Below are 25,416 nucleotides of genomic sequence, written 5' to 3'. Positions count from 1 at the left end.
CAAGCGTAGCAAGCCTGTCAAACAACTAATAGTTGAGGATGAAATGGCTAAAGGGTTGTGAACTTGATTGCAAAAACCAGGATGTAAAGGGCTAAAAGGTCATAACGATAAACCGGAATGCCTTTCCCGAAAACAGGTTTGTTACTTAGAATAAGCTCCATGCAACGGTAAGTCCGGCCATTACGATGGCTACCATGCTCATCAGCTTGATAAGGATGTTGAGACTTGGGCCGGAAGTGTCTTTAAACGGATCGCCTACCGTATCGCCTACTACTGTTGCTTTATGGGCTTCACTTCCTTTTCCTCCGTGGTTGCCTTCTTCAATGTGTTTCTTTGCATTGTCCCATGCTCCGCCGGCGTTGGCCATGAATATGGCAAGTACGAATCCGGTGCTTAGTCCGCCAATCAGTAATCCGATCACTCCTGTAACTCCGAATATAATACCGGTCAATATCGGTGCTATAATGGCAAGCAGAGAGGGCACAACCATCTCGTGTTGCGCTCCTTTGGTTGATATTTCTACGCATCGGGCATAGTCCGGCTCGGCTTCTCCTGTCAGGATTCCTTGAATGGTATGGAACTGCCGGCGCACTTCTTCTACCATACGTCCTGCCGCGCGGCCTACGGCATTCATGGTCAGTCCGCAGAACATAAAGGCTATCATCGAGCCGAGAAACATGCCCGACAATACTTTCGGATTCATCAATGTAACATCATAATATACCATGAAGTCGGTGAAAGAGGCTTTGGAAATGTCTATTGTACGTCCGTCTGCAAAGGAAAGGACTGTTTCGCCAATCCGTAATAACCCGATCTTTATTTCTTCTATATATGAGGCCAGCAATGCCAGGCCTGTAAGGGCGGCAGAGCCGATGGCAAACCCTTTGCCTGTGGCTGCCGTGGTGTTGCCCAATGAATCTAACGCGTCGGTACGTTTGCGTACTTCTTTGCCAAGACCGGACATCTCCGCATTTCCTCCCGCATTGTCGGCTATCGGGCCGTAAGCGTCCGTTGCCAGGGTGATACCCAGTGTAGACAGCATGCCTACGGCGGCAATGCCGATGCCGTACAGCCCCATTCCTACGTTGGAAAAGTCGAATCCCGAAGCAAACAGGAAGGAACATATAATGCCTGTAACAACGGCCAAAACGGGAATGGCTGTGGACAGCATGCCCAGCCCGAGCCCGGAAATGATAACGGTAGCCGGACCTGTCAGCCCGGATCGGGATACCTGTTGGGTTGGTTTATAAGATTGCGAGGTGTAATATTCCGTTGCCTGCCCTATTACAATGCCTACCAGTAAACCGATAACAACCGAACAGCCAATCCAGAACCAGTTCTGCATCCCGAGCAGATACAGGATACCGAAGGTGGAGACGGCGATAAGTACGGAGCTGAGGTTTGTCCCTACAGCCAACGCATTCAGCAGGTTCTTGATGGTAGCATCTTCTTTGGTCCGTACGGCGAATATGCCGATGATTGATAAGATAATCCCGACGGCGGCTATCAGCATAGGAGCGATAACGGCTTTATATTGCATTTCCACATTGCCGGATGAAACGAACGCGGCAGCTCCCAGTGCGGCGGTTGCCAGTATTGAGCCGCAATATGATTCGTATAAATCGGCGCCCATGCCGGCTACGTCGCCTACATTGTCGCCTACGTTGTCGGCAATGGTGGCCGGGTTGCGCGGATCATCTTCCGGAATACCTGCTTCTACTTTGCCTACCAAATCGGCTCCCACATCGGCGGCTTTGGTATAAATGCCTCCGCCTACACGGGCAAATAATGCCTGGGTGGAAGCTCCCATGCCGAATGTCAGCATCGTGGTTGTTATGATAGTGAGCTTATGTGTTGGCTCTAATACGTTGTCTGCAATACATGTGTTAAGCAGGATGTACCAGAAAGAAATATCCAATAACCCGAGCCCTACAACTACTAATCCCATTACCGCTCCGCTACGGAAGGCTACCTGCAATCCTTTGTTGAGGGACGTGCGGGCGGCGTTTGCCGTACGTGCGGAGGCATAGGTTGCTGTTTTCATGCCTAAGAATCCGGCTAAGCCAGAAAAGAATCCTCCGGTAAGGAATGCTACAGGCACCCAGGCGTTTTGTACATTAAAGCCGTAAGCCATAATAGAGAATAGAATAACCAAAGCAAGGAAAACCAGGGCAACTACTTTGTATTGCTGTTTTAAATAAGACATAGCCCCTTCGCGTACGTATGAGGCTATTTTAGCCATTAACTCCGTTCCTTCACTTTCTTTCATCATCCGGTTGAAGAAGAACCAGGCAAACCCCAGTGCCGTTACGGACGCAAGCGGTATAATCCAGAAGATAGTCGTAATCATAGCGAATAGATTTAAAGTTTATATTATCGTTCGGTAGAATTGTTGACGCTTTATCATCTCCCGTAAATGTAACTAAAATAAATTTTGAGAGAAACTTTTTTGAGAATAATAATGTTTCATACTAAAAAAAATAGGATATTTGTTTCCGATATGAAGCGATAAGACACAAATGACAGAAGAAACGGAACGTAAGCCTTATAAATTGGGTTTGGCCCTTAGTGGAGGAGGCGCCAAGGGATTTGCACATATAGGCGTTTTCAAAATGCTTGAAGAATGTACATTGAAGCCGGATATAATTGCCGGTACCAGTGTGGGGGCTTTGATGGGGACGTTGTTTGCGGATGGTTATACGGCTGATGAGATCAAAGAGCTTTTTACAGGACGTGAATTCTCCGAGTTCGCCCAGTTGCAAATACCAAAAGCCGGCCTGTTTGACAGTAAGCGTTTCCGTTACTTTCTGAAGAGACATTTGCGTACGAAGAACATAGAGGATTTGCAAATCCCGATGGTGATTATGGCAACGGACCTGGACAATGGTGAGAGCCATGAGTTTAGAAGCGGTCCGGTTGTAGAGGCTGTTACGGCTTCCTGTAGTATTCCTATCATATTCAGCCCTGTTGTAATAAACGGGGTGCATTATGTGGATGGCGGACTGTTCCATAATTTCCCTGTTTCAATAATACGTGGAGAATGTGATAAAATAATCGGGGTAAACGTAAGTCCGTTAGTCCCTCAAAAGTATAAGCAGACTATCTTTCATATAGCCGAACGTTCGTATCATTATATGTTCCGCGCCAATACGCTGGAAGATCGTGATATGTGCGATGTATTGATTGAGGCGGAAGAATTTGGGTTGTATAAAACGTTTGACCTGGAAAATGTAGAAACGATTGCGCGTATTGGTTATGTAGCAGCCGGGCGTGTCTTTGAGAAAGTAGTACGTGAAAATAAATTTGAAACATTAGTGAAAGCTATTTCAGCCAAAAACAACAGAGCTTTATTGCCTTGAGTAAAGGTGTTTATAACTTTGATTGCCTGAGAAAAATAAACAAATCGATGAATAACGCAATAAGAGAAAAAGAAAAGATGACCATTTACCAGGTGTTTCCCCGCTGGTTCGGAAATTTGAAAACTACTCTGGTAAAGAATGGAGACAAGACTGAAAACGGAACAGGTAAATTTTCTGATTTCACACCGGGTGTATTAGCTAAAATTAAAGAATTAGGCATAACCCATGTATGGTACACCGGAGTTATTGAACATGCTACCAAAACAGACTATACCGCTTATGGAATCCGTAAAGACCATAGTGCGGTAGTAAAAGGGAAAGCAGGCTCTCCTTATGCAATCAAAGATTATTATGATGTAGACCCCGACCTTGCGGATCGTGTGGGGGAACGTATGGCCGAATTTGAAGACCTGGTACGGCGTACGCATGACGCGGGTATGAAGGTTATTATGGATTTTGTTCCGAATCACGTAGCCCGCCAATATTATTCGGACGCGCGTTTGTCTTATGTACAGGATTTAGGGCAGCAGGATAATACGTCGAAAGCCTTCGATCCGAATAATAACTTTTATTATATGCCCGGACAGGCGCTTATCCTGCACTTTGGCGCGAAGGAGGAAGACTTTGAGTATAGTGAGTTCCCCGCGAAAGTAACAGGCAATAATTGTTTCTGTACTTCTCCCGGAAAGAATGACTGGTATGAGACTGTAAAGCTGAACTACGGAATTGATTATATGAACGGTGGTTCTTATCATTTTGATCCACGTCCGGATACATGGAACAAGATGTTGGATATTTTATTGTTCTGGGCGGGAAAAGGCATTGATGGCTTTCGGTGCGATATGGCGGAAATGGTCCCTGTGGAGTTCTGGAATTGGGTTATACCGGAGGTGAAGAAAGTTCATAAAGATATTTTATTTATTGCGGAAGTGTACAATCCGGATGAATACCGTAATTATATTTATACCGGCCACTTCGATTATTTATATGATAAAGTAGGCTTATACGATACGGTTCGCGCGGTAATGTGCGGACAGTCTCCGGCAAGCGATATTTCTTATTGCTGGCAATCGTTGGAAGGCATCCAGAAGAATATGCTGAACTTTTTGGAGAACCATGACGAACAACGTATCGCTTCCGATTTCTTTGCAGGCGATCCTCGTCCCGGTATTCCCGGAATGATCGTTTCCGCGGCGATGAATACCAATCCGGTTATGATATACAGCGGACAGGAACTGGGTGAGAGAGGTATGGATGAAGAAGGTTTCAGCGGCCGTGACGGAAGGACTACCATCTTTGATTATTGGAGCGTATCGTCTTTGCGTAATTGGATTAATGACTGGACGTTTGATGGCACAAAACTGACTGAAGACCAGAAACGCCTGCGCGAAATGTATGCCCGGCTATTAAATATTGTACGTACAGAACCTGTTATCGTGAATGGCGAGTTTTATGACCTGATGTATGTAAACAAATCGAATCCTTATTTTAATTCTCATCGCCAGTATGCGTTTATGCGTAAATATGAAAATGAGGTTTTGCTTGTGGTTGTAAACTTTGATAAGATAGAGCAAACTGTACGGATAGAATTACCTCCGGAGGTTTTCAAGGCATTGCATATAAGGGATAATAAAGCAGCGCAATTAACGGATTTATTAACGGGAGAACGTTCTGTCAGTACGCTTACTGACGCATTCCCCTATCAGGTAACAATACCTGCCTGTTCCGGTAGAATGTTGAAGTTTACTTATTGAATAGAAACTTTGATGTTGTTGCCGCGACGCTGGCTATGAAGTATGCTAAAAGTAATTGTCGATTCTTTATTGCCAATTGTCAATTGTTTTATACCTTTGCGGCACAATTAAAATTATTCACTTTAAGATAAATATTCGGAATAATGAGTGCACAAACTCCTTTCTTGGTGTTTTCGGGAACTAATTCCCGGTATCTTGCAGAGAAAATTTGCAACAGTCTAGGTTGTCCTCTGGGACAGATGAATATTCAGCACTTTGCCGATGGAGAGTTCTCGGTATCTTACGAAGAATCTATTCGCGGTAGAGATGTGTTTTTGGTACAGTCTACATTCCCCAATTCGGATAACCTGATGGAATTGCTGTTGATGATAGATGCCGCTAAACGTGCTTCCGCACATTCTATCATTGCTGTAATCCCTTATTTTGGTTGGGCTCGCCAGGATAGAAAGGATAAACCACGCGTATCAATAGGTGCAAAACTGATTGCCGATATGTTGGGTACTGCCGGTATTAACCGGTTAATAACAATGGACTTGCATGCCGACCAGATACAGGGTTTCTTTAACGTACCGGTGGATCACCTGTATGCCTCTTCCGTATTTCTGGATTATATAAAATCTTCTTTGCCTCTGGATAATTTATGTATAGCTACTCCCGACGTAGGTGGTACGAAGCGTGCAAGCAGTTATTCCAAATATCTGGGATTGCCGATGGTAATTTGCCATAAGTCTCGTTTGCGTGCTAACGAAGTTGCGGAAATGCGTATCATTGGTGATGTGACAGGACTGGATGTTTTGCTGGTGGATGATATGGTGGATACAGCCGGAACAATAACAAAGGCAGCGAACTTGATGATGGAGAACGGGGCTCGTTCTGTCCGGGCTATTGCCAGTCATGCCGTTATGTCTGATCCTGCATCTACCCGTGTAGATCAGTCCGCTTTAACTGAAATGATTTTTACGGATTCTATACCTTATGCCAATAAATGCGAAAAGGTGAAAGTGCTTTCTATTGCGGATATGTTCGCAGAAGCCATTCGCCGTGTTTGCAATGATGAATCTATAAGTTCTTTATATGCTATTTAATTAGCAGTATTAATGATATTTTATGAATAAAAACAGAAGGCGCGGATTGATATGTTCCGCGCCTTCTGTGCTCTTTAGCGAAACTTTTATTTTTCCTCGTCGATAATCATGCCGCTTCCCAGGCAAAGATGGTGGTCTTTGTCGTAAACTACCCCATATTGGCCGGGAGCAATACCTTGTATTTTATTGTCCGACTCGATACGGTAGAGGTCGCCGATACGTTTGATACGTCCCGGTGTAAACTCCGGCGTGTGACGTATTTTGAACGTGATCTCCTTCTCGTCGGTAAATTCGCCCCACGGGTTTTCGGTGATAAAGTCGAAACCGTGCATGTTGATCGTCTTGCCGTATTGAGTTTCGGGATCGTAACCGTTGGAAACGAATATGATATTGCGCTTGATGTCTTTCTTAATGACAAACCAGGGGCCACCGCTTAATCCCAGCCCTTTCCGCTGGCCGATGGTGTGAAACCAGTAGCCGTTGTGCTTACCCAGTATTTTACCGGTTTCCAATTCTATGATCTTTCCGGGACGTTTACCCAGGTAACGTTCAATGAAATCATTGTAATTGATTTTTCCGAGAAAGCAGATTCCCTGACTGTCTTTTCGTTTGGCGCTGGGAAGTTTTTGTGCTTCGGCGATAGCACGTACTTCGCTTTTCATCAAATGACCGATAGGAAACATCAGTTTCTGGATTTGCAGGCGCGTAATCTGTCCGAGAAAGTCCGTTTGATCTTTTACAGGGTCTTTTGCTGTGGAAAGCCACACTTTGCCATTTATTTCCGTTGTGGTAGCGTAATGGCCGGTTGCGATCTTATCAAAATCTTTACCCCATTTCTCTTCAAAACAGCCGAATTTGATGAATTTATTGCACATCATATCCGGGTTGGGAGTGAGGCCGCGTTTGACAGAGTCTATCGTATAACTCACTACCTTATCCCAATATTCATCATGCAAGGATACCACTTCAAAACGGCATCCGTATTTACGGGCTATGTATGAGGTTATTTCTATATCTTCTTCGGCGGGGCAGTCTATATATCCGTCTTTATCTTCCATACCGATACGGATATAGAAGATGGTAGGGTCGTATCCTGCCTCTTTCAACTGGTGGACAACTACCGAGCTGTCCACGCCTCCTGATACTAATGCTGCTATTTCCATTCTTGAATAAATATATAGACTGCAAAGGTACTGCAATTTTTTTAGATAACAGACAGGCAGAGAGATTGCTCTAAAATAAAACGAAAAGTCGGGCTATATGCTTTCGGAATGTAACAAAGGTGTTATCTTTGCATGATAACCTGTTTCTGATATATTAGAAAAAGAACTTCAAAATATAATATTGTATGAAGAAAATAATAATATCATTTATGACTGCGATGGCATTAACAGCTTGTGCAGGCCAAAAGGCTGATGACGGCCAGGCCTCTCAAGGCGATTTTAATTATGTGGTAGACCAGTTTGCGGACCTGCAAATACTTCGTTATCAAGTTCCGGGATTTGAGTCTCTTTCGTTGAAACAAAAACAGTTATTATATCATCTGTCGGAAGCGGCCTTGATGGGACGCGATATTTTTTTCGATCAGAATTGCCGGTATAACCTGCCGATCCGCCGCACACTTGAAGCCATTTATAAAGAATATAAGGGAAACCGTGAGGACGAACAGTTCAAGGCTTTGGAGACTTACTTAAAGCGGGTATGGTTTTCAAACGGTATCCATCATCATTATGCGGTGGATAAGTTTGTTCCCGGTTTTACTCCGGAATTTTTCAAGAGCTGTCTGGAACAGGTCAGTGTATCACAACTTCCTTTGCGCGAAGGACAGACGCTGGAGCAGTTTATTGCTGAAATATCTCCGGTAATCTTTGACCCGGCGGTGTTGGCTAAACGTGTGGTGCAGAGTGGAGATCAGGATCTGATCCTGGCATCTGCCAATAACTATTACAGTGGCGGTATCACGCAAAAGGAAGTAGAAGATTTTTATGCTGCCATGAAAGCTGGCAAAGATACGGTCACCCCGATCTCTTACGGACTGAACAGCCGCCTGGTGAAAGAAAACGGAAAGATATTTGAAAAGGTATGGAAGGTTGGCGGTCTTTACTCGGCAGCCATCGAGAAAATAGTCGGCGAATTGCAGAAAGCTGTTCCTTATGCAGAGAATGATGCGCAGAAGGCAATTATAGAGAAACTGATAGCGTATTACCAGACCGGCGACTTGAAGACATTCGACGCTTATTCCATTCTTTGGGTAGAAGATACCGTGTCGGATGTGGATTTTGTGGACGGCTTTATCGAAACGTACGGTGATCCGCTGGGTATGAAAGCCAGCTGGGAGTCTACCGTCAACTTTATAAATAAGGAAGCGACCAAACGGACGAAAGTAATCAGTAGCAACGCACAGTGGTTTGAAGACCATTCTCCGGTGGATAAACGTTTTAAGAAAGAAAAGGTGAAAGGCGTGAGTGCCAAAGTTATTACTGTTACCATGTTGGGAGGCGATTGCTATCCGTCTACTCCGATTGGAATCAACCTGCCGAATGCAGACTGGATACGCCGTGACCATGGTTCTAAATCTGTTACTATCGAAAATATTACGGAGGCGTACGACAAAGCTTCACAAGGTAACGGTTTCAACGAAGAATTTGTTTGGAGTGATGTAGAACGCGATGCGTTGGAAAAATATGGTTTTATCACGGATAACCTGCATACGGATTTGCATGAATGCTTGGGACATGGTTCGGGCAAACTGCTGCCGAATACCGATCCGGATGCTCTGAAAGCATATAGCTCTACATTGGAAGAGGCCCGTGCCGACCTGTTCGGCCTTTATTATCTGGCCGATCCGAAGTTGGTGGAATTAGGTTTAGTGCCTGATGCCGAAGCTTACAAAGCGGAATACTATAAATATATTATGAATGGACTGTTAACGCAGCTTGTCCGTATCGAAGCCGGTAAGAATGTGGAAGAAGCCCATATGCGTAACCGCCAGTTGATAGCCAAGTGGGCATACGAAAACGGGAAAGCCGATAATGTAATAGAGTACAAGAAACGCGATGGAAAAACCTTTGTTGTGGTAAATGACTATGAGAAATTGCGTAACTTGTTCGGAACTTTACTGGCCGAAGTGCAACGTATCAAGAGCGAAGGCGATTTTGCCGCCGGAAAGAAACTGGTGGAAGATTATGGCGTGAAAGTGGATCAGACATTGCACGATGAGGTGCTTGCCCGTTATGCGAAGTTGAACCTAGCCCCATACAAGGGTTTTGTTAATCCGGTGATGAAGGAAGTAAAGAATGATAAAGGTGAAGTTGTGGATATTGTATTGGATTATACGGAAGGTTATGCCGACCAGATGCTTCGATATAGTGAAAAGTATTCTTTTTTACCTGATTATAATGAATAAGGAATAAACGATCCTTCGGAAACATAATGGAAGATAAATTGAGAGAAATACGGAATAAGCTTCGTTTGGGAATGAATGGGGTTATTTCTGCCAGTATGCGGGAAAAAGGTATTGTTTATAAGTTGAATTTTGGTGTTTCTATTCCTGAAATATATAAGATAGCCGCCGGATATGAGGCAGATGCCACGTTGGCATCTGCTATGTGGAAAGAAGATGTCAGAGAATTGAAGATTATGGCTACAATGCTTCAACCTGTTAATTCTTTTACACATGAGCAGGCGGAAAAATGGATGAGTGAAATCCTCTATCCTGAAATTGCGGAACAGGCGGCTCGCAATTTATATGCTAAATTGCCGGAGGCCGATGAGATAGCCACTCATTTTCTGTATAACCGGAAGGATATTTATGCCCGTGCGATTGCTTTTCTTGTGTTTATGTATTTGTTTGCGGCGGGTTCGGAAATAGAAAATTCTCATATAGATGCTTTCTGGGTGGAATCTATCCGTTCGTTGACAAGTACTTCGTTTGCTGCCGGCTGGTTTGAAAAACAGGCAGCGCTGAAAGCTTTGAAATGTTATGGAAGACAGTCGGAGGAGCAAGCTCGCAAGGTGTTGTTGGAGCTTGCTTATTTAAAAGAATCCGATGTTCCGGAGCTGCAGGAAATCTATAATGATTTAAAATTTGAGTTTGAATATTACTTCTAAGGCTTTGCGTTTAAAATAAATGCGCTAACTTTGTAGTTCGCGTTGTATGGTTAAAGATGGAAGCGAAAGAATACACAGAAATGCGGAATTTGTTGACCGGGTATCTTGCAGAGAAGAAACTGAGGAGGACAGAGGAAAGGTATATGATATTTCAGAATATCTGTTCTTTTCCCGGGCATTTTGATGTGTGTATGCTTCATCAACAACTGGAGGATAATAATTATCACGTTAGTAAGGCAACGCTTTATAATACACTCGAAATATTGGTTGATGCCGGATTAATAGTCCGTCATCAGATAAATACTAAGATCGTACAGTATGAATTAAGAAAGCTGGCAGATACACACTTACATTTGATTTGTACGAAATGTGGAGCTGTACGCGAACTGCGTGACAGTACATTGAAAACAGATGTGGATAATCTGAAAATAGCCCGGTTTACTCCGGAATATTGTAGTTTGTACATTTACGGCTTGTGCAGTAAATGCAAATATAGGATGCAGAGATCCGGCAGGTAAAGAATATTAACAGCCTATTATATAAATAGAAAAAATGAAAGTAGATGTTTTATTAGGATTGCAGTGGGGTGACGAAGGCAAAGGAAAAGTTGTCGATGTTCTGACTCCGAATTACGATGTGGTAACTCGTTTTCAGGGTGGTCCCAATGCAGGCCATACATTAGAGTTTAACGGCGAAAAATATGTGCTGCGTTCTATTCCTTCCGGTATTTTTCAAGGAGGAAAGGTGAACGTTATCGGTAACGGTGTAGTACTTGACCCGTTGTTGTTTAAACAGGAAGCAGAGGCTTTAGCTGCCAGTGGACATGATTTGACAAAGCAACTTTATATTTCCAAGAAAGCACATTTGATCCTTCCAACCCACCGTATTCTTGATGCGGCTTACGAAGCGGCAAAAGGTTCCGGAAAGATTGGAACAACCGGTAAAGGTATTGGCCCTACTTATACTGATAAGGTAAGCCGTAATGGTGTTCGTGTAGGCGATTTGCTGCATAACTTCGACGAAAAATACGCAGCCGCTAAAGGACGTCATGAAGCAATTCTGCGTTCATTGAACTATGATTATGATATAAAAGAACTGGAAACTCAATGGTTTGAAGCCCTTGAATACTTGAAAAAGTTTAAGTTGATAGATAGTGAGCATGTAATAAATAACTTATTGAAAGAGGGAAAATCTGTTTTGGCAGAAGGTGCGCAAGGTACTATGCTGGATATTGATTTTGGCTCTTATCCGTTTGTTACTTCTTCAAATACGATTTGTGCCGGATGCTGTACGGGCTTAGGTGTTTCTCCGCGTAATATAGGAGAAGTTTACGGTATCTTTAAAGCTTATTGTACACGTGTGGGCAGCGGTCCTTTCCCAACCGAATTGTTTGATGAAACAGGCGATAAAATTTGTCAGTTAGGACATGAGTTTGGTTCTGTAACAGGCCGTAAACGCCGTTGTGGCTGGATTGATCTTGTTGCTCTGAAATATGCGGTAATGATTAACGGCGTAAGCCAGCTTATTATGATGAAGAGTGATGTGCTGGATAGCTTTGATACAATTAAAGCATGCGTTGCTTATAAAATGAATGGAAAAGAGATTGTAGAATTTCCTTTTGAAATAGATGATACGATTGAACCGGTATATGTTGAATTGCCGGGATGGAAAACGGATATGACAAAAATGCAGAATGAAGATGAATTTCCGGAAGAGTTTAATGCTTATCTGTCATTCCTGGAAGAAGAATTGGGCGTTCCTGTTAAGATCGTATCTGTAGGTCCGGACCGTGAGCAGACTATTATCAGATATAACGAAGAATAATCTTTCATACAATATAAAATGGCAGAAGACATCCTTACAGGATCGTGGTCTTCTGCCATTTTTGTTTTGGCAGACTTTTTGTAACGTATTTGTTATATAACACTTAATTGATTAGAAAATTATGAGCATGTATTGGATTATATTTATAGGTTTCGCCTTGTTGAGTTGGCTGGTGTCTTCCCGACTTCAAAATAAGTTTGAGAAGTATTCGAAGATTCCTATGCCTAACGGTATGACCGGAAAAGACGTTGCGGAGAAAATGTTGCATGATAACGGTATTTATGATGTGAAGGTGATTTCTACTCCGGGCCATTTGACAGACCATTACAACCCTGCAAACCAGACGGTGAATTTGAGCGAATCGGTATATTACAGTAATAGTATAGCGGCGGCAGCTGTTGCAGCCCATGAATGCGGGCACGCTGTGCAACATGCAACGGCCTATGCTCCGTTAAAGATGCGTTCGGCATTAGTTCCGGTTGTTAGTTTTGCTTCAAACATAATGACGTGGGTGTTGCTGGGTGGAATGCTGTTGATTCATCAATTCCCGCAGTTATTGTTGTTTGGCATTATACTGTTTGCTTCTACTACGTTATTCAGTTTTATTACTTTGCCGGTTGAAATTAATGCAAGCCGGCGCGCATTGGCGTGGTTAAGCAATGCGGGCATTACGAATGCCTATACGCATGATAAAGCGGAAGACGCTTTACGTTCGGCTGCCTATACATATGTTGTTGCGGCTTTAGGTTCGTTGGCTACATTATTATATTATATAATGATCTTCCTGGGAGGAAGAAGCCGGGATTAGGAATTATTCCTGTAAAAGCATTACCTTTGCAGCCGGAATAATAATATAATAATATAAAATCATGCAAAAACCTTCCATTCCTAAAGGAACCAGAGACTTTTCGCCCGAGGAAATGGCGAAACGTAATTATATATTCAACACGATTCGTGAAGTATATCATTTGTATGGATTTCAGCAGATAGAAACTCCGGCGATGGAGAATCTGTCCACGCTGATGGGGAAATATGGTGAAGAAGGTGATAAACTTCTCTTTAAGATATTAAATTCAGGAGATTGTTTTGCCGGGATTTCAGAGGCTGAACTGATGGAAAAGAATCCGGTTAAGTTTGCTGTAAAAGCTTGTGAGAAAGGCTTGCGTTACGATTTGACCGTGCCTTTTGCCCGTTTTGTTGTTCAGCACCGTAATGAGATAAGTTTCCCGTTCAAGCGGTATCAGATACAACCCGTATGGCGTGCCGATCGCCCACAGAAGGGACGTTATCGTGAGTTCTACCAGTGCGACGGCGATGTTGTAGGTTCTGATTCCTTAATTAATGAGGTGGAATTGGTGCAGATTATAGATGAAGTTTTCCTCCGCTTCGGAATCCGCGTATGCATCAAAATAAATAATAGAAAGATTCTTTCGGGTATTGCCGAGATTATTGGCGAAGCCGATAAGATAGTAGATATTACGGTTGCTATTGATAAGCTGGATAAGATCGGCTTGGATAATGTAAATGAAGAACTTTGCAGTAAAGGCTTATCCGAAGACGCGATTCAGCGTTTGCAACCGATTATTATGTTGAACGGAACGAATGATGAGAAAATCAGTAAGCTCCGTGAGATTCTTGCCGGCTCGGAAATCGGATTAAAAGGGGTGGACGAACTTGCCTTTATACTGGACCGCTTAAAGCATACTCCTTTGTGTGCCGGATTAGAACTGGATTTGACCTTGGCACGTGGTTTGAACTATTATACAGGCGCTATTTTTGAAGTAAAAGCATTGGATGTACAGATAGGCAGTATTACCGGTGGAGGACGATATGACAATCTGACCGGTGTGTTTGGTATGGATGGTGTATCCGGTGTAGGTATATCATTTGGAGCCGATCGCATATTTGATGTATTGAACCAATTAGACCTGTATCCAGCTGACTCCCTGCAAACCACCCAACTTCTGTTCGTTAACTTTGGAGAGAAAGAAGAAACTTATTTGCTGCCTCTTATTTCTAAAGTTCGTGCGGCAGGTATCCGTACGGAACTTTATCCCGAAGCTGCCAAGATGAAGAAACAGATGGGATATGCAGACACTAAGAAGATTCCATTTGTGGCTATTGTCGGTGAAACGGAAATGGCAGAAGGCAAAATAAACCTGAAGAACATGATTACCGGTGAGCAAAAGCTGGTAACGGAAGAAGAACTGATCTCCCAATTCAAATAATACGTATCTTGGCGGGTTCGCCCCGCCAAGATACCGACGCTATAAATAGGACTTTAGACACGTCCTTTTTTTATTATAATCTTTATGCAGTTATGAAACCATTCTATTCTTTCCCTTTGATTTCTATTGTCATATTATTGATGGTGTCCTGTTCTTTTCAGCCTCGTGCGGAATGGGTTACTACAACTGAGTCCGCTTCGTGGGAAGAGCAACCGGATATTCTTTCGGCTTTACTGGATACAATCTCCACCATTGATGTAACAATATGTACTGATGAACCCCGGCAACAGATAGATGGTTTTGGCGCTTGTTTTAATGAATTGGGCTGGCTGTCATTGAGCAGACTGGAACCGAATATCCGGGAAGATATCATGCAAGAACTTTTCTTTCCGGGTGAAGGTGCTAACTTCTCCATATGCCGGATGCCTTTGGGTGCGAATGACTTCTCGCGCGATTGGTATTCGTACAACGAGACGGAAGGCGATTTCGCTATGGAACATTTTACCATAGCCAATGACCAGCAAACGTTAATTCCTTTTATCCGCAATGCGCGGAAGTACCAACCCGATTTACAGTTATGGGCTTCTCCCTGGTGTCCGCCTTCGTGGATGAAATATAATAAACACTATGCTTCCGCTTATAATGGAGATACTAGTGAAGAGAAATATCGGAATGGCTTGCCTGCCGATAAAGCAGGGAGTGAAGGAATGGATATGTTTATTCAGGACTCACTGTATTTACAGGCCTATGCTCTTTATTTCTCGAAGTTTATAGATGCTTATAAGGAACAAGGAATCCCAATCTTTGCCGTAATGCCTCAGAATGAATTCAATTCCGCTCAAACTTTTCCCAGTTGCTGTTGGACCGCAAAAGGATTGGCTCGCTTTATCGGCGAATATCTCGGACCTGAGATGGAAAAGAAGAATGTGGAAGTAATGTTCGGTACTATGGAGCGGGCTAACGAATTGTTGGTCGATTCTATTCTTACGGATCCCTTGTGTAGTAAATATGTAAAAGGAGTAGGTTTCCAATGGGCGGGAAAAGGGGCTATTCCCGGTATTCATAAACGTTATCCGGATATGAAGCTATACCAAACGGAACAAGAATGCGGTAATGGAAAGAATGACTGGAAAGGAGCGATGTATTCCTGGAGTTTGATGCAACATTATTTGAACAATGGAGCTTCTGCCTATATGTATTGGAATATCTCTCTGGACGAAGGGGGCATCAGCCGTTGGGGATGGGCGCAAAACTCTTTGGTTGTTGTCAATCCCGAAACAAAAACTTTTCGTTACACCCCCGAATATTATGTAATGAAACATGTCAGCCATTATGTCCAACCCGGTGCTCGGATGTTGACAACGGAAGGTACATATACCAATTTGATGGCATTCCGTAACCCGGATAAAAGCCTCGTTGTGGTAATTGCCAACGAAACCGATGCTGACAAACCTGTTTCCATACGTGTAGAAGAGCGTATTTACCGTCCGTCACTTCCTGCACATTCCATATCTACACTTTTGATAGACTAGCCTCACTACCATAGCCAAAGGTAATAGAGTTCTTCCGGCTGTTCGTCATTCCGGGTAGATAAGATGATGTCGGATAGCCATCCTGTCAGTTATATCTGCAACAAACAGCCGGTAGTTATGAAAAATTGTCAGTCTTTTATTTGACAATTGTTTTGGCACAGATTTCGCATATACGTAGACGTGTGTATGTAATACACCGCTAAAAGCAATATTATTAACAATTAAAATATTAAAGAAGATGAACATTAAACCATTAGCAGACAGAGTGCTGATTCAGCCGGCTGCAGCAGAGGAGAAAACACTGGGAGGTATTATTATTCCGGATTCTGCAAAAGAAAAACCTTTAAAGGGTGAAGTTATTGCCGTAGGTAACGGAACAAAGGATGAAGAAATGGTTGTGAAGAATGGCGATACTGTCTTGTACGGTAAATATGCCGGTACGGAAATTGAACTGGATGGTGAGAAATATCTTATCATGCGTCAATCTGACATTTTAGCTATTATTTAAGTTTTCATTATTCTAAAAACATAACATTAAAGAAATAAATATCATGGCAAAAGAGATTAAATACGATATGGATGCCCGCGACCTTCTGAAAAAAGGTGTGGATGAATTGGCTAATGCGGTAAAAGTAACATTAGGCCCGAAGGGACGTAACGTAATTATCGAAAAGAAGTTTGGCGCTCCTCACATTACAAAGGATGGTGTAACGGTTGCTAAAGAAATCGAATTGGCTTGCCCGTTCGAGAACATGGGTGCGCAATTGGTTAAGGAAGTAGCTTCTAAAACTAACGACAATGCCGGTGACGGTACAACTACTGCTACAGTATTGGCTCAGTCTATTATAGGTGTAGGTTTGAAAAACGTTACTGCCGGTGCTAATCCGATGGATTTGAAGCGTGGTATCGATAAAGCTGTTGCTAAAGTTGTAGAAAGTCTTGCTGCTCAGGCTGAGGAAGTAGGCGACAAATTCGAAAAGATCGAACATGTTGCTAAAATATCTGCAAACGGTGACGAAGCTATCGGTAAATTAATCGCTGAAGCTATGCAGAAAGTAAAAAAAGAAGGTGTTATCACTGTTGAAGAAGCTAAAGGAACTGAAACTACAGTTGATGTAGTAGAAGGTATGCAGTTCGACCGTGGTTATATCTCTCCATATTTTGTTACCAACACGGAAAAGATGGAATGCGAGATGGAAAATCCGTATGTCCTGATCTATGATAAGAAGATTTCTGTATTGAAAGACCTTCTTCCTATCCTTGAACCGGCTGTACAAAGCGGTCGTCCATTATTGATTATCGCAGAAGATATCGACAGCGAAGCATTGGCTACATTGGTAGTTAACCGTCTGCGTGGTTCTTTGAAGATCTGTGCTGTTAAGGCTCCGGGCTTTGGAGATCGCCGTAAAGCCATGTTGGAAGATATCGCAGTATTGACTGGCGGTGTTGTTATCTCAGAAGAAAAAGGTCTGAAGTTAGAAGGTGCTACAATGGATATGCTGGGTACAGCTGAAAAGATCACTGTAGACAAAGATACAACAATCATTGTGAACGGTGCCGGTGATAAAGCAGCTATTCAGGCTCGTATCGCTCAGATCAAAACACAAATCGAGAATACAACATCCGATTATGATAAAGAGAAACTTCAGGAACGTTTGGCTAAAATGGCCGGAGGTGTAGCTGTTCTGTATGTAGGTGCTCCTTCTGAAGTTGAAATGAAAGAAAAGAAAGACCGTGTAGACGATGCGTTACATGCAACTCGTGCTGCTATCGAAGAAGGTACAGTTCCGGGCGGTGGCGTTGCTTACATTCGTGCTATTGATGCTTTGGAAGGCATGAAGGGCGAAAACGAAGATGAAACTACAGGTATTGAAATCGTTAAACGCGCTATAGAAGAACCTCTTCGCCAGATTGTAGCTAACGCAGGTAAAGAAGGTGCTGTTGTTGTTCAGAAAGTGAAAGAAGGTAAGGGTGACTTTGGTTACAATGCCCGTCTTGACAAGTATGAAAACTTGTGTGCTTCTGGTGTAATAGATCCGGCTAAGGTAACTCGCGTAGCTTTGGAAAATGCAGCTTCTATTGCAGGTATGTTCCTTACTACGGAATGTGTTATTGCCGATAAGAAAGAAGAAACTCCTGCTATGCCTCCGATGAATCCGGGCATGGGTGGTGGAATGGGCGGTATGATGTAATCAATCCTTCCCTTTATATATAATGTATAGAGAAAACGGCTGCTTCTTTTTATGGAAGCGGCCGTTTCTGTGTTATCTGCCAAATTAAAACGGAAACATCTTTTGATATATGGAAAAAAAAACTACCTTTGCACCGCAATCGAAAGATAGTATTTACTATTGCCCAGGTGGCGGAATTGGTAGACGCGCTCGTTTCAGGTGCGAGTGGTTTTGCGATCGTGCAGGTTCGAGTCCTGTTCTGGGCACATCCTTAAGAGAAGGCTATTCCGGTATTATCCGGTTTAGCCTTTTTTATTGTTAAAGATAACTGTTTTGATATTCCGGATGCTTACTTAATGTTTTTAAAAACCTTTCCTTTGGATAGAAAAGTTTAACTCATTGAAGAGTAAAAGAGATAACTTTTTTTCTAAGAAACATTTCTTATATTTACAACCAAAATAGAAGTGATGCTACAGCGATATACAGAAGATGAATTAGTGGAACGATTACGCGACCCTTCCCGGCAAAGGGATGCTTTTGCGATGGTTGTGGACAGCTATGGCGAGAAGTTGTATTGGCAAATTCGTAAGATGGTACTTAGTCATGATGATGCTAACGACTTGTTGCAGAATACTTTTTTGAAAGCGTGGACAAATCTGGATTATTTTAGAGGGGAAGCTAAATTGTCGACATGGCTTTATAAAATTGCCATCAATGAATGTATAACTTTTTTGAATAAACAACGGAGCCTGAATAATATTTCTATAGACGATACGGATGTTTTTATGCTTGAACGTTTGAAAGGTGATGAGTATTTTGATGGTGACGCAGCTCAGATGAAATTACAGGAAGCTATCCTTTCTCTGCCTGAGAAACAGCGAATTGTATTTAATATGAAGTATTTTGATGATATGAAATACGAAGAAATGTCAGACGTGCTCGGTACTTCGGTAGGAGCTTTGAAAGCTTCATATCATCATGCTGTAAAAAAAGTAGAGGAGTTTTTAACGAAAGATATTTAAACCTTTTGGCCTAAGCATCGTCAAAGGTGTATTAAAAGAATAGCAATTATGAAAACAGAACAAAACAATCTGGAAGATTTGAAAGGGAAGAATCCGTTTTCAGTTCCTCAGGGATATATGGAAGGACTTACCTCTCAGATTATGAGTCAGCTTCCGGAGAAACCTCGTGAAAAGACGAAGCAGGTTTCTTTGCTGGATCGTGTGCGTCCGTGGTTGTATATGGCAGCGGTATTTGCCGGACTTGGGTTGTTTTTCAAAGTAATTGTTGGCGAACAACAAACGAATGAAGGTAAATCGGCCTCGTTAATTGTAAAAACAGAAGTTCCCGAAGATTCTATGGCCGCCATACAAGCAGAGGACGACATGGAATATTTCGAGTATTTGGAAGAACAATATGATAATTATTTATTGGCAGAAGAAATGGTCGATTTTGAATAATTTGAATATTTTCTTGATTAAATAAAATTTTTTTGAAATAATACTTGTATGAATAAAATATTTTTTATTACATTTGTAGCGATTTCAGTTCTAATATCATCAAATGCCTTAGGGCAGGAGAAAAGAGAACATCGACATTTTGATAGAGAAGCATTCCAAGCAAAGAGAAATGCCTTTATAATGGCAGAGCTTAGCCTTACTCCTGAAGAAGCTGCGGTTTTTATTCCGCTTTGTGATGAGTTTAGGCAGAAGACTTTTGAAGCAAATAAGCCTTGCCGGAAATTAAATAAGCAGTTACGTTTGAATGCGAATCCTACGGATGCAGAATATACAGCGGCGGTTGATGCTTGTTTACAAGCACATCTCAAAGAAGCAGAACTGGAAAAAGAGTATTATGAGAAATTCAAACAAATACTCACGCCTGAGAAACTTTATAAATACAAGGAAGCAGAAACCAAGTTTATGCGGAGCTTTATGAAGGAATCGGGTAAAAAGAAAGAAGAGAAACAGAAGAAATAAAAATATTATCATTATTTGTGTTTTTTGTTTAGATTTAGTTTTGGCGTTTAAGTTAAGGGAGGGGTGGCGACGTGATGTCGGTTCCCCTTTTGTTTTTTATAACCCTTTCGCTTTCGCTTCGTTCCAAATTCTGTCCATTTCTTCCAATGTCAGTTCCTTTAAAGATTGTCCTAGTTTAATTGTATGTTCTTCCAGATAATTGAACCGGCGGATAAACTTCTGGTTTGTACGTTCCAACGCATTGTCCGGATTGATTTTATATAAGCGGGCTGCATTAATAAGACTGAAAAACAGATCGCCGAATTCGGCTTCCATTTTATCCGCATCCATGTGATCTATTTCAACCTTTAGCTCATTGAACTCTTCCTGCACCTTTTCCCATACCTGGTCACGTTGCTCCCAGTCGAAGCCTACATTACGCGCCTTGTCTTGGATGCGGTGCGCTTTTACTACAGAGGGAAGAGACGAAGGGACACCCTCCAATACCGTTTTGTTGCCGCCTTTTTCTTTCAGTTTAAGTTGCTCCCAGCTTTGCTCTACCTTCTGAGCCGTATCAGCGGAGCTGTCTCCGAATACATGCGGATGGCGGTAAATCAGTTTCCGGCAAAGACTATCGCAAACATCTTTGATGTCGAAGGCCTCTTTTTCCTCACCTATCTTGGCATAGAAAACGATGTGTAGTAAAAGGTCTCCCAGCTCTTTCTTGATGTTCTCATTGTCGTTCTTCATTATAGCATCGCAAAGCTCATATGTCTCTTCAATAGTGTTAGTGCGGAGGCTCTCATTTGTCTGTTTGCGATCCCACGGGCATTTTACCCTCAATTCATCCAGAATGTCGAGCAATTGCCCGAAGGCTTCCATTTTCTCTTCCTTTGTTGCCATTTTAATAATGTGATAATTAGTTAATATGCCAATGTGCCAATAAAATACCTTTACTTGAGCATTGGTATTTATTGGCACATTGGCATATTGAATTATTGATTAATTATTTCTTTTCTTTGAATACTCTCAATCCGTTTTGAAGGAATTGGACATACTTGGAAACATCTTCGTTGAAAGCGTATGACGGTCCGAGCGGTTGTCCCTCGTCGTTCAATAAGATATAGAACGGCTGGGCGTTAGCGCCAAACTTGCTGCGTTGCAGGTAACTCCATTTGTCGCCTATCGTTTTCAGCTTACGAACTTTGCCATGCTCTTCAATCTCTATCGGTTGCGGCAGTTTCGTCTTGTCGTCCACCATTAAAGTGATCAATACGTAATCTTTCTCAAGTAATTGTTTTACTTTCGGATCAGTCCATACGGAAGCCTCCATCTTACGGCAGTTTACACATCCATAACCGGAGAAGTCTATCATAACCGGTTTGTTAACCTTCTTGGCATACGCCATACCTGTTTCGTAATCGTCGAAAGCGGCGTGAACTTCATTCTCATATAGATTGAAATCCTGTGTGTACAAAGGAGGGGCAAAGGCGCTGATTGCTTTTAGAGGTGCACCCCAAAGCCCCGGAATCATGTAGACGGCAAATGCAAAAGATATGATTGCCATAAACAGGCGGGGTACAGATACATATTTTAAATCGCTGTCGTGGCTGAATTTAATTTTTCCCAGCAAGTAACATCCCAATAAGACAAAGATTACGATCCAAAGCACTATAAATACTTCACGATCCAGTAAGCGCCATCCGTAAGCAAGGTCTGCTACGGAAAGGAATTTTAAGGCTAATGCCAATTCAAGGAAACCTAAAACCACCTTTACGGAGTTTAGCCATCCGCCGGACTTAGGCATACTTTGCAGCATATTCGGGAAGATAGCAAAGAAACTGAACGGTATGGATAGAGCCAATGCAAAGCCAAACATGCCGATAGCCGGGCCAACGGCAGTGCCCATAGATGCGGCTTGAACCAATAATGTTCCAATGATAGGGCCGGTACAAGAGAACGATACCAATACCAACGTGAATGACATGAAGAAGATACTCAGAATTCCGGTGGTAGAGTCTGCCTTGCTATCCAGTTTGTTTGTCCATGACGCCGGCAGCACCAGTTCAAATGCTCCGAAGAATGAAATGGCAAATACCACCAATAGCAGGAAGAATATAATGTTAAAGATAGCATTCGTGGATAAATCGTTCAAAGCGCTTGCTCCGAAAATACCGGTTATCAATAATCCCATTACCAGATAAATAACAATAATGGATATACCATAGGTTAGTGCGTCGCGAATTGCTTTCTTGCGGTCTTTGGTACGTTTCAGGAAGAAGCTTACGGTCATCGGAATCATAGGCCATACGCAAGGGGTAAGCAAGGCAATTAAACCTCCTAAGAAACCTGCGAAAAAGATGAATAACCAAGAGGTGTCGGTAGCCGAAACCGTTGTGTCGCCAAATGCTTTTAACTCACTGATAACCGGTGTCCATAAAGAAGCATTGTCTGTTAACTCATTTGCCACATTGGTAGATGCCGCCGACTTTTGTGCTACAGGTTCGGAAGTGGTTAATTCTGCCGCTTCCAGTGCTACTGCTTCTGTGTCGGGTTGTACTATAGTTGCATCCTGCCTGTCCGGAGCAACTGTTTCAGCTTCGCTTACGGCATTCATGTGGATATTTTTCTTGTCAAAAGAAAAATCTACGTGATCCGGAGGCAGGCAAGTCTCATCGTTACAAGCCATAAATTCCACTTGTCCTTCTGCTTTGAATTTAGCCGGGTCTGTTACCTTTATTTTCTGTGTGAATGAAACAGTTCCCGGATACCAGCGCAGATTCATCTGGAACTGTTCGTCGTATACGGTTGTAGGTTTAACGGAAGAAGTCGGTTTGCCAATCAATTCCGCTCCGTTCAGGGTTTCAAAAGTGAAAGAGGTCGAAACCGGACCGCCTTCCGGCAGGTCCATGTCGTATAAATGCCATCCTTTATCGCTGGTAGCAGTGAATATAATCTCCTTTTCGGGAGTGCCGGGATCTTCCAGTTTGATTTTCCACTTTACAGGATCAAGAATTTGGGCCTGTACTGTCAGCGCTATCAGCGCTAATGTCAAAATACTAACGAGCTTCTTCATGCTGCTATGTTTATTCTAAGTTTTATTTTGCTAAAGATATGAAAGCGTCTGGTGTACGCGTTTCAAAACACATTTCTTCCCCTGTCTCGGGATGAATAAAATAAAGTTTCCGGGCGTGTAGCATTAATCGTCCGGCGGGGTCCGTGTCAGCTCCATATTTGTAGTCTCCCGCTATGGGATGGCCTATAGATTGCATTTGCGCACGTATCTGGTTCTTGCGCCCTGTCTCCAATTCAAGGTCAACGAGTGAATACGCCTCGTTGCTCTGCAATACTCTATATCTGGTAATCGCTTCTTTTCCATTTCCTTCGGCAGTTACATATACCTGCATTTGGGCATTCTCGGTCAGGAAAGAGGTGATTAAGTCTGTGTCTCTTTCCGGGCGACCTTCAACTACAGCCACATAGCTGCGTTGGGTAATCATATTGTTCCAGTTAGACTGTAACGTTTCCTGCACTTTGCGATTTTTTGCGAACATCATCAGTCCGGAGGTTTCCCTGTCCAGCCGGTGCAGTATGAATATTTTGTTTCTTGGGTCCGACTTCTTTACGTAATCGCTTAGTATATGGAATGCGGTGCGTTCTTTAACGCGTGTTGTAGATACGGAGAGCAAACCCTCTTTTTTATTTACAACGATCAGTGAGTCGTCTTCCCAAACGATTTTTAGAAGCGGATTATTGAATGCCACTTTGCCACGTTCGTAGCTGATATTTACAATGTCGTTTGGTTCAAGCGGTGTATTGAACTGGGAGGTTACTTTGCCGTTTACCGAAATCTGGCCTTTGCTTAGCATCATTTTTACCGAGCTTTTGCTTTGCTCATTTAGCAGTTGGAACAGAAAAGGAAGTAAAGTACCTTGTTCTTTTACGGTTACTTTGCGTCCTCTGGGGGCTTTCGGTTGATTTTCACCCTTGTATGCCGAGTTTCTTCTCATATTTATTTTTATATAGCTTGCAAAGATACTGGCATTTAGGGAATACTGCAATAGCTATGAGGCTAATTCCCTGGCAATGCTACCAGTTAATTTATGTGAATGTGGCAGAGGTTTGCTCTTTGGCTGTCTAAAGGATATATCTTTTGCACTTAAAAGTCCCGTCTTAACATTTCAAAAGAGCAGACCTTTGAAGTGTTAAGACGGGACTTTTAGATTCAAAAGACTGCTCTTTTGAAAGCCTTTGTCTGGACTGTTAACATATACGGGATCATCGAGGCCTTTTTTGAAATCATCGGGATGATTTTGGAAAAAGATCCCGATGATTTATAAATAGCTTTCCGGTAACGCGAATAAGGTAAAATGATAAAATAAAGAAATTTTAGGGAGAAGATTTTCTTTGTATATATTAATGTACGCGCGTACATTTATTATTAGAGAAAACAGAATAGTCGGTTCACCTTCCAAAACATTATGTTTTAGAGGCATTTAAGTGGCTAATGAAAACGTTGGTCTAGAATCGTCGTTTTTTAGCCCGTTTTTAGGGTGTTCGTAATACGAAGCCTTCATTTTGTAACCAATAAGCTATATTGTTGATAAGAAAGCATATAGAGCAGTGAAAAATTATTCAAAAAGGGTTGCAGGAATAAAAGAAAGATGTACCTTTGCATTGACGAATCTAGACGAACGTTTTCGTTAGTCATTTTAAAGGTCCTGATTGAGGAATAAATTATTGATTTATAGAGCTTTTAATTAAACACTAGTATTAATATTAATTTTAGAATTATGAACAAGAGATTCTCTACTCTTTTGGCTATCGCTCTGGTAGCCGGTGGATTATCAGCAAATGCGCAGTATGCTCCTACGGGCGGACATGCAACTGCTATTAAGCCCACTGTGAATTATTATCACATTCAGATTAAAGACGCTAACGTGAATTCTTATTTGGGAGCTACAACTCGCGACGGTAAGGATAGTCTTTATTTGATGTCTCCTGTAAAGGGTGATTTCCAAAATGCATCAGCATTGGATTCTGCTATGTGGCAGGTTGACCTGTCTGTAGAAACAGATTCTGTATTTTCATTTGTAAACAAGGCTACAAATGCTAAGTTGAGTTTTGCAAAAGAGGGTACAGGCATGATTGCCGATGGTATCTCTAAATGGGCTTGGAAAGGTACAGATGGTGGTTATATCACTAATGGTAGCTCAATGAGACTGGATACTTTGAGTGCAGACGTGAAAGGTATTCCTGCAGGTACTGTAATTTTATCAAAGGACGGAAAGTTTAATGATAAAACTGACAATGTTGCAGCTACAAAATGGATGATTGTAGATGCTGCTACAGAGGTTATATTAACTGCTAAAGATTTGAATTCAAATAATGGCGG

20 protein-coding genes, 1 tRNA gene and 1 pseudogene are annotated in these 25,416 nt (G+C 42.3%); 17 read left to right on the top strand and 5 right to left on the bottom strand.

Annotated features, from left to right (window positions below; translation table 11 throughout):
• Window positions 1-145: 145 nt before the first annotated feature.
• Window positions 146-2,350, bottom strand: a complete 2,205-nt coding sequence (locus C1721_RS02400) for a sodium-translocating pyrophosphatase (RefSeq protein WP_102406846.1) — start codon at window positions 2,348-2,350, stop codon at window positions 146-148.
• Between the two features lie 169 nt (window positions 2,351-2,519).
• On the opposite strand from C1721_RS02400, the gene C1721_RS02395 reads away from it, so the two are divergent.
• The 3 genes from C1721_RS02395 (at window position 2,520) to C1721_RS02385 (ending at window position 6,198) form a co-directional block, all read left to right on the top strand.
• A complete protein-coding gene (locus C1721_RS02395; RefSeq protein WP_102406844.1) occupies window positions 2,520-3,359 on the top strand; it encodes a patatin-like phospholipase family protein in 840 nt (279 codons plus the stop codon).
• 47 nt (window positions 3,360-3,406) lie between these two features.
• Window positions 3,407-5,113 carry an alpha-amylase family glycosyl hydrolase gene (locus C1721_RS02390; RefSeq protein ID WP_102406842.1) on the top strand — a complete coding sequence of 569 codons (1,707 nt, stop codon included), beginning with the start codon at window positions 3,407-3,409 and terminating at the stop codon, window positions 5,111-5,113.
• 143 nt (window positions 5,114-5,256) lie between these two features.
• On the top strand, window positions 5,257-6,198 hold the full coding sequence (locus C1721_RS02385) for a ribose-phosphate pyrophosphokinase (RefSeq protein ID WP_102406840.1): 942 nt from the start codon (window positions 5,257-5,259) through the stop codon (window positions 6,196-6,198).
• A gap of 86 nt (window positions 6,199-6,284) precedes the next feature.
• Here the strand turns inward: C1721_RS02385 and mnmA are convergent, their stop codons facing one another.
• Window positions 6,285-7,361, bottom strand: a complete 1,077-nt coding sequence (mnmA, locus tag C1721_RS02380) for a tRNA 2-thiouridine(34) synthase MnmA (RefSeq protein WP_102406838.1) — start codon at window positions 7,359-7,361, stop codon at window positions 6,285-6,287.
• A gap of 185 nt (window positions 7,362-7,546) precedes the next feature.
• Here mnmA and C1721_RS02375 point away from each other — a divergent pair, with 185 nt between their 5' ends.
• From C1721_RS02375 to C1721_RS02315, 13 genes are all read left to right on the top strand, one after another.
• A complete protein-coding gene (locus tag C1721_RS02375) occupies window positions 7,547-9,604 on the top strand; it encodes a dipeptidyl-peptidase 3 family protein (protein ID WP_102406836.1) in 2,058 nt (685 codons plus the stop codon).
• Between the two features lie 26 nt (window positions 9,605-9,630).
• Entirely contained in the window at window positions 9,631-10,308 is a 678-nt protein-coding gene (locus C1721_RS02370; RefSeq protein ID WP_234347261.1) for a DNA alkylation repair protein, read from the top strand.
• Window positions 10,309-10,364: 56 nt separating this feature from the next.
• A complete protein-coding gene (locus C1721_RS02365) occupies window positions 10,365-10,826 on the top strand; it encodes a Fur family transcriptional regulator (protein ID WP_102406831.1) in 462 nt (153 codons plus the stop codon).
• Between the two features lie 34 nt (window positions 10,827-10,860).
• Window positions 10,861-12,132, top strand: coding sequence for an adenylosuccinate synthase (locus C1721_RS02360; RefSeq protein ID WP_102406829.1), 1,272 nt, complete (start codon window positions 10,861-10,863; stop codon window positions 12,130-12,132).
• Between the two features lie 121 nt (window positions 12,133-12,253).
• Window positions 12,254-12,940 (top strand): zinc metallopeptidase, encoded by a 687-nt coding sequence (locus C1721_RS02355; RefSeq protein WP_102406827.1) that lies wholly within the window; start codon window positions 12,254-12,256, stop codon window positions 12,938-12,940.
• A gap of 61 nt (window positions 12,941-13,001) precedes the next feature.
• Window positions 13,002-14,360 carry a histidine--tRNA ligase gene (gene hisS, locus C1721_RS02350; protein WP_102406825.1) on the top strand — a complete coding sequence of 453 codons (1,359 nt, stop codon included), beginning with the start codon at window positions 13,002-13,004 and terminating at the stop codon, window positions 14,358-14,360.
• A gap of 92 nt (window positions 14,361-14,452) precedes the next feature.
• Window positions 14,453-15,892, top strand: a complete 1,440-nt coding sequence (locus tag C1721_RS02345) for a glycoside hydrolase family 30 protein (protein WP_102406823.1) — start codon at window positions 14,453-14,455, stop codon at window positions 15,890-15,892.
• Between the two features lie 238 nt (window positions 15,893-16,130).
• A complete protein-coding gene (locus C1721_RS02340) occupies window positions 16,131-16,400 on the top strand; it encodes a co-chaperone GroES (protein WP_102406821.1) in 270 nt (89 codons plus the stop codon).
• Window positions 16,401-16,443: 43 nt separating this feature from the next.
• Window positions 16,444-18,084, top strand: a complete 1,641-nt coding sequence (gene groL, locus C1721_RS02335) for a chaperonin GroEL (protein WP_102406819.1) — start codon at window positions 16,444-16,446, stop codon at window positions 18,082-18,084.
• Between the two features lie 161 nt (window positions 18,085-18,245).
• Window positions 18,246-18,329: transfer RNA gene (locus C1721_RS02330), tRNA-Leu, on the top strand.
• 201 nt (window positions 18,330-18,530) lie between these two features.
• Window positions 18,531-19,085 carry an RNA polymerase sigma factor gene (locus C1721_RS02325; RefSeq protein ID WP_102406816.1) on the top strand — a complete coding sequence of 185 codons (555 nt, stop codon included), beginning with the start codon at window positions 18,531-18,533 and terminating at the stop codon, window positions 19,083-19,085.
• Between the two features lie 48 nt (window positions 19,086-19,133).
• Window positions 19,134-19,523, top strand: coding sequence for a hypothetical protein (locus C1721_RS02320; protein ID WP_102406814.1), 390 nt, complete (start codon window positions 19,134-19,136; stop codon window positions 19,521-19,523).
• Between the two features lie 48 nt (window positions 19,524-19,571).
• A complete protein-coding gene (locus tag C1721_RS02315; protein WP_102406812.1) occupies window positions 19,572-20,042 on the top strand; it encodes a hypothetical protein in 471 nt (156 codons plus the stop codon).
• Between the two features lie 96 nt (window positions 20,043-20,138).
• On the opposite strand, the gene mazG is transcribed toward C1721_RS02315, so the two are convergent.
• The 3 genes from mazG to C1721_RS02300 form a co-directional block, all read right to left on the bottom strand.
• A complete protein-coding gene (gene mazG / locus C1721_RS02310) occupies window positions 20,139-20,924 on the bottom strand; it encodes a nucleoside triphosphate pyrophosphohydrolase (RefSeq protein WP_102406810.1) in 786 nt (261 codons plus the stop codon).
• 103 nt (window positions 20,925-21,027) lie between these two features.
• On the bottom strand, window positions 21,028-23,097 hold the full coding sequence (locus C1721_RS02305) for a protein-disulfide reductase DsbD family protein (protein ID WP_102406808.1): 2,070 nt from the start codon (window positions 23,095-23,097) through the stop codon (window positions 21,028-21,030).
• 22 nt (window positions 23,098-23,119) lie between these two features.
• Window positions 23,120-24,031: an RluA family pseudouridine synthase gene (locus C1721_RS02300; RefSeq protein WP_102406806.1), complete on the bottom strand. Its 912-nt coding sequence runs from the start codon at window positions 24,029-24,031 to the stop codon at window positions 23,120-23,122.
• A 783-nt stretch (window positions 24,032-24,814) separates the two neighbouring features.
• Between C1721_RS02300 and C1721_RS02295 the strand changes: the two are divergent.
• A pseudogene (locus tag C1721_RS02295) lies at window positions 24,815-25,416 on the top strand (hypothetical protein); the annotation flags it as partial.

It is taken from the genome of Parabacteroides bouchesdurhonensis (assembly GCF_900186615.1).
Lineage (GTDB): Bacteria > Bacteroidota > Bacteroidia > Bacteroidales > Tannerellaceae > Parabacteroides > Parabacteroides bouchesdurhonensis.
This window is presented reverse-complemented; position numbering and strand designations above follow the sequence as displayed.